5 protein-coding genes and 1 pseudogene are annotated in these 4,274 nt (G+C 74.7%); 4 read left to right on the plus strand and 2 right to left on the minus strand.

Annotation, left to right across the window (positions count from 1 at the left end; all coding sequences use genetic code 11):
- Positions 1-388: pseudogene (locus RIM90_RS25070) on the plus strand (TIGR03943 family protein); the annotation flags it as partial.
- Between the two features lie 6 nt (positions 389-394).
- Here the strand turns inward: RIM90_RS25070 and RIM90_RS25075 are convergent.
- Positions 395-619, minus strand: coding sequence for a twin-arginine translocase TatA/TatE family subunit (locus RIM90_RS25075; RefSeq protein ID WP_309063023.1), 225 nt, complete (start codon positions 617-619; stop codon positions 395-397).
- A gap of 146 nt (positions 620-765) precedes the next feature.
- Between RIM90_RS25075 and RIM90_RS25080 the strand changes: the two genes are divergently transcribed.
- Positions 766-1,155 carry a BlaI/MecI/CopY family transcriptional regulator gene (locus RIM90_RS25080; RefSeq protein WP_309063024.1) on the plus strand — a complete coding sequence of 130 codons (390 nt, stop codon included), beginning with the start codon at positions 766-768 and terminating at the stop codon, positions 1,153-1,155.
- Positions 1,156-1,161: 6 nt separating this feature from the next.
- Complete coding sequence (locus RIM90_RS25085) at positions 1,162-2,094, plus strand: M56 family metallopeptidase (protein ID WP_309063025.1); 933 nt, start codon at positions 1,162-1,164, stop codon at positions 2,092-2,094.
- A gap of 46 nt (positions 2,095-2,140) precedes the next feature.
- On the opposite strand, the gene RIM90_RS25090 is transcribed toward RIM90_RS25085, so the two are convergent.
- Positions 2,141-2,440 carry a zinc-ribbon domain-containing protein gene (locus RIM90_RS25090; RefSeq protein ID WP_309063026.1) on the minus strand — a complete coding sequence of 100 codons (300 nt, stop codon included), beginning with the start codon at positions 2,438-2,440 and terminating at the stop codon, positions 2,141-2,143.
- Positions 2,441-2,608: 168 nt separating this feature from the next.
- Between RIM90_RS25090 and RIM90_RS25095 the strand changes: the two genes are divergently transcribed.
- Entirely contained in the window at positions 2,609-4,120 is a 1,512-nt protein-coding gene (locus tag RIM90_RS25095; RefSeq protein ID WP_309063027.1) for a PH domain-containing protein, read from the plus strand.
- Positions 4,121-4,274 lie beyond the last annotated feature (154 nt).

The following is a 4,274-nucleotide window of genomic DNA, read 5'->3' on the forward strand; positions in this document are numbered from 1 at the left end:
CGGCTTCCCCGACCTCCCCGCCCGGGGCCCTTTGCGCCTCGGCGTGGGCGAGTACGCGGCACGCGCGGTCTACGACGGCGGCCGCCACCTCCGCGACCGCCCCCTCACCCTCACCGGCTTCGTGGCCGTGGACGGATCCGGCACCCCGTACCTGGTCCGCATGACCCTCAACTGCTGTGCGGCGGACGCCCAGCCGGTGAAGATCGCGCTGACCGGCGAGATCCCCCCGGTCCTGCAGCCGGACAGCTGGCTGGAGCTCACCGGCACCTACACCCCGCGCCGCACGAAGGACCCGGTCAACGACGGCCCCGTGCCCTACTTCGAGGTCACGGCGACCCGGCCGGTCCCGCCCCCGGCCGACCCGTACGACGACACGGGGACCGGCTGAGGGCGCCTACTGCCGGTGCTGCCCCGACTCGGGCGAGGCGTCCCGGGAGACGGTCTCCCCCTGGATGACACGAGGCGCGTCCCGCTGGTCCTGCTCCTTGGCCGCCCGGGCCTCGGCCTTCAGGATGCGGGCGGACTTGCCCGCCGACCGGGCGAGTTCGGGCAGTTTCCTGGCGGCCAGGACGACTATGACGACAATGAGGATGATCGCGAGCTCGCTCAGTCCGAACATGGGGTCCGCCCCTCTCGTGAGCCGGTGCCGGTGCCGGTGCCGGGCACCGGCACTAGAATCTACAGCAATGTAGAGAAGTTGACGGCGTCCGTTCATCTATACGATGACCGCCCGGGAAACGTACAGGGGCGGAAGGGAGACAGGCCGTGGCGGAGCACGGACAGCGTCCCCGGCGACGGGGGCAGGGTGAGCTGGAGGCGCTGGTCCTGTCGGCGCTGCGGGAGGCGGACGGGCCGGCGACGGCCGGCTGGGTGCAGGAGCGCCTGGGCCAGGACCTCGCCTACACGACGGTCGTCACGATCCTGACCCGGCTGCTGGCCAAGGGCGCCGTCACCCGGGAACGGGCGGGCCGTTCCTTCGCCTGGACCCCGGCGTCGGACCACGCGGGCCTGGCGGCCCACAAGATGCGCAAGGTCCTGGACGCCGAGAGCGACCGGGAGGCGGTTCTGGCCAGCTTCGTCACCGGCCTCGGCCCGGACGACGAACGGCTGCTGCGCGAACTGCTGGGCCGGCCCGGGAGCGAAGGGAAAGACTGAAACCTCATGGGGGTGTTCGTCTTCCTGCCGCTCGTCCTGCCGCTGACGGCCTGGCCGGTCGCGCGCCTGGCCGAACAGCATCTCCATCCGCGCACCGCGACGCGGATGCTGACCGCGGTGGCGGCGACGATGGCGGTGTGCAGCACGCTCTGCCTCGGCCTGGTGATGGTGGTCGGCACCGCCCAGCTCCCCGGCAACCCGCTGCCCGACGGCTGGTCCGACCCGGAGGTACGGGCGGCGGTCCCGTACGACGAGGTGGTGGGGAAGGCGGCCATCCCCGCGCTGTGCGCGGTGCTCGTGGTGTGCGGGAGGACACTGTGGCGGCACGTCCGCACCCGCCGCCGCGCCCACCGCGCCCTGGCCGGCCTGCCGGACACGGAGGTGGCGGTCCTGCCCGACGGCACCCCGTACGCGTACGCGCTCCCGGGCACCGCCTTCCACCGTGACCGCGTGGTGGTCACCACCGCCCTCCTCGACCACCTCGCCCCCGCCGAACGCCGCGCCCTGTTCGCCCACGAGCGGGCCCACCTGACCGCGCGGCACCACCGCTTCCTGCTGGCCGTCCGGCTGGCCGCCCACGCCAACCCGTTCCTGCGCCCGCTGCGCACGGCGGTGTCGTACACGACGGAACGCTGGGCCGACGAGGAGGCGGCCCGCGCCGTCGGCAGCCGCCGCACGGTCGCCACCGCCATCGGCCGGGCGGCCCTGGCCTCCCGCCCGGCCCCGCTGCCGACGGCCTTCGCGTCCCCGGGCCCGGTCCCGCGCCGCGTGGCGGCCCTCCTGGCACCGCCCCCGGCGCCGGGCCGCTGGCCGGCCGTGTTCACCTCGGTGGGCCTGGCGGCCTGGGGAGCGGCGGCGGGCACGGCCGTATCGGCCATGTCCTCGGCGAACTCCGCCCTGACCCTGTTCCTGATCCTCCGCGCGGCGACGCCGCTGTGAGGACCGCCCGGACCGCCCGGACCGCCCGGGCTTCGGGAGAGGGACCTCAGGACTGGTAGGGCTGCTGCTGGGGCTGCCCGTACCCCTGGCCGCCCGGACCGCCCTGGCCGGCGGCGGCCTGCGCCTGGAGCTGCTCGGCCTGCTCCTCGGTCACCCTCTGCTCCGCGCCGCAGAAGGTGCACTGCGTCGCGTACTTCGTCGAGAACGGGAAGAGCGGCACGAAGAACAACGTGAACTTCGTGACCCGCTTCCTGAGCGTGTGCGCGGACGGGTTCCCGCACTGCCCGCACACCAGCGTCAGTATCGCCAGCTGGTACAGATACCCCTTGGTACCAAAAATGATCATGTCGCCCATCCTTCCCGAGCGGCGGTCCACCGAACCGCCGCGCCGCATGCCGCTCCACTGAGAACCATGCCACCCGACTGCCCGGTCGGCGGTCGGCAATGTGGCGGGCCGGAAAACTGCCGCATCCGGCACAAGGCACCGCCCCCGGCCGTTGACAGGATGCTGCACATGACCGATGCCCGGGAAGTGATCTGCCGCTCCCAGGAGAAGGACGCCTGGTGGTTCCTCGCCGGACTCGGGGCGGTCGCGACGATCGCGGCCGTGGCGCTCCGGGCCGCCTCGGGCGCGTACGCCTGGCTGGGCGCCGGCCTGCTGTCGGTGCCGATGGGCCTGCTGTCCCTGCACCGGGCCACCGCCCGGGTGCGCGCCGACGCCCGGGGGCTGCACGTCCGCACGCTGCTGCGCCGCCGGAGCCTGCCCTGGAGCGACATCGCCGACCTGCACGTGCGCCTGACGAACGAGAACAACCCGCGGGCCCAGGAGGGCCGCCGGGTCGTCGCGGTGCTGCGCGACGGCCGCAGGCGACGCCTGCCCCTGCCGCTGAGCCGGTCCCCCCACGACCCGGACTTCGACGACACCCTGGACGCCCTGCGCACCCTGCACCGCCGCCACGGAACCCCGCGGTCGGGCCACCTCCCCGTGATCTCGCACCGCACCGTCGGCCGCGGCCGGGCGGGCTCCCTGGTCCTGTGCGCGCTGCTGCTGACGGGCGCGGGACTGGCCGCCTGGTCCGTGCCGGAGACCGGGGCGAGGGAGCGGGCGTGGAAGTCGGCCGTCCCCTGCACGGCCCGCACCCCCGCCGAGGACCGCTCCGAGTGCCTGACCGTCCTCCCGGCGGTGATCGAACGCACCGAACCCCACCACCCCAAAAAGGAGAACTGGCTGTACTTCGCCGACGCCCGCCCGATGAGGCGGCTGGCCGTCTCCTACGATGCCGCCGAGGAGTTCCGCCCCGGCGACCGCGTCCGGCTGACCCTGTGGCGCGGCGGGGTGAGGACGGTGGCGGGGGACCGCCATGTGTGGCACGACCACATTCCCGGAGCCGGGGAGGTGGCGGTCATCGCGGTCGGCCTGTTCCTCGCCGCGGGCTACCCCGCCGCCCAGGCCCTGATCCGCCTGCGCGGCCGCCACCGCCCCGACGACGAGGTCCTCCCGTCGGCCCTCCCCTTCGCCGCGGCCCTCGTCGTGACGGGCCTGTGGCTGCTTCCCCTGTGCTACCTGTACTTCGCGACGCCGCTCGGACCGCCGGCGACGCTCACCTGGGCGGCCGCGGGCACACTGACCAGCCTGGCCCTCGTGACCCGGGCGTGGCGCGCCACCCGCATCCGCGTGCCCGAAGCGACCGGTGAGCCGCCCGCCGCCCCCGACGGCGAGGAGGTGTTCGTGCGGGCCCGCTTCCTGGACCCCACGGACTACAACCCGCATTTCTTCGGCACCCACATCGTCCTGGGCGGCGGCGCCCCGCCCGCGGTGGTCCCGCACCCCGGCCCGGGCCGTTACGCGGCCAGGCCGATCCCGGTGGACCGCCTCACCCTGCGTGCCGTACGCCGGGCCAGGGGCGGCGACGGCGACACGGTCCCCGCGAACTGGCACGTGGCCGAACTCGACGACGAGGGCACGCCGGTCCGCCTGGCAGCGGCCCCGGCCGACCTGGCCCGCATCCTCGACCGGCTGACGTAGTTCCGGCGGAGCCCCCGCCGTTCCGGAGGGGCGGGAGGCGGCGCCGTGACGCCCGTCTCGGCGCCGTACGGGAGGCACCAAGGCCGATCCCGCACCGTCTCACGTCCTCCGGGGGCTCTCGACGGCCGACCCGGCCTTCGTCCTCGTCACGCTC

This window comes from Streptomyces sp. (assembly GCF_031181555.1).
In the GTDB taxonomy this organism is placed as follows: Bacteria; Actinomycetota; Actinomycetes; order Streptomycetales; family Streptomycetaceae; genus Streptomyces; species Streptomyces fimbriatus.

Coding starts and splice junctions, on each gene's coding strand:
- RIM90_RS25075 (WP_309063023.1), bottom strand. CDS start 619: ATGTTCGGACTGAGCGAGCTCGCGATCATCCTCATTGTCGTCATAGTC.
- RIM90_RS25085 (WP_309063025.1), top strand. CDS start 1,162: ATGGGGGTGTTCGTCTTCCTGCCGCTCGTCCTGCCGCTGACGGCCTGG.
- RIM90_RS25090 (WP_309063026.1), bottom strand. CDS start 2,440: ATGATCATTTTTGGTACCAAGGGGTATCTGTACCAGCTGGCGATACTG.
- RIM90_RS25095 (WP_309063027.1), top strand. CDS start 2,609: ATGACCGATGCCCGGGAAGTGATCTGCCGCTCCCAGGAGAAGGACGCC.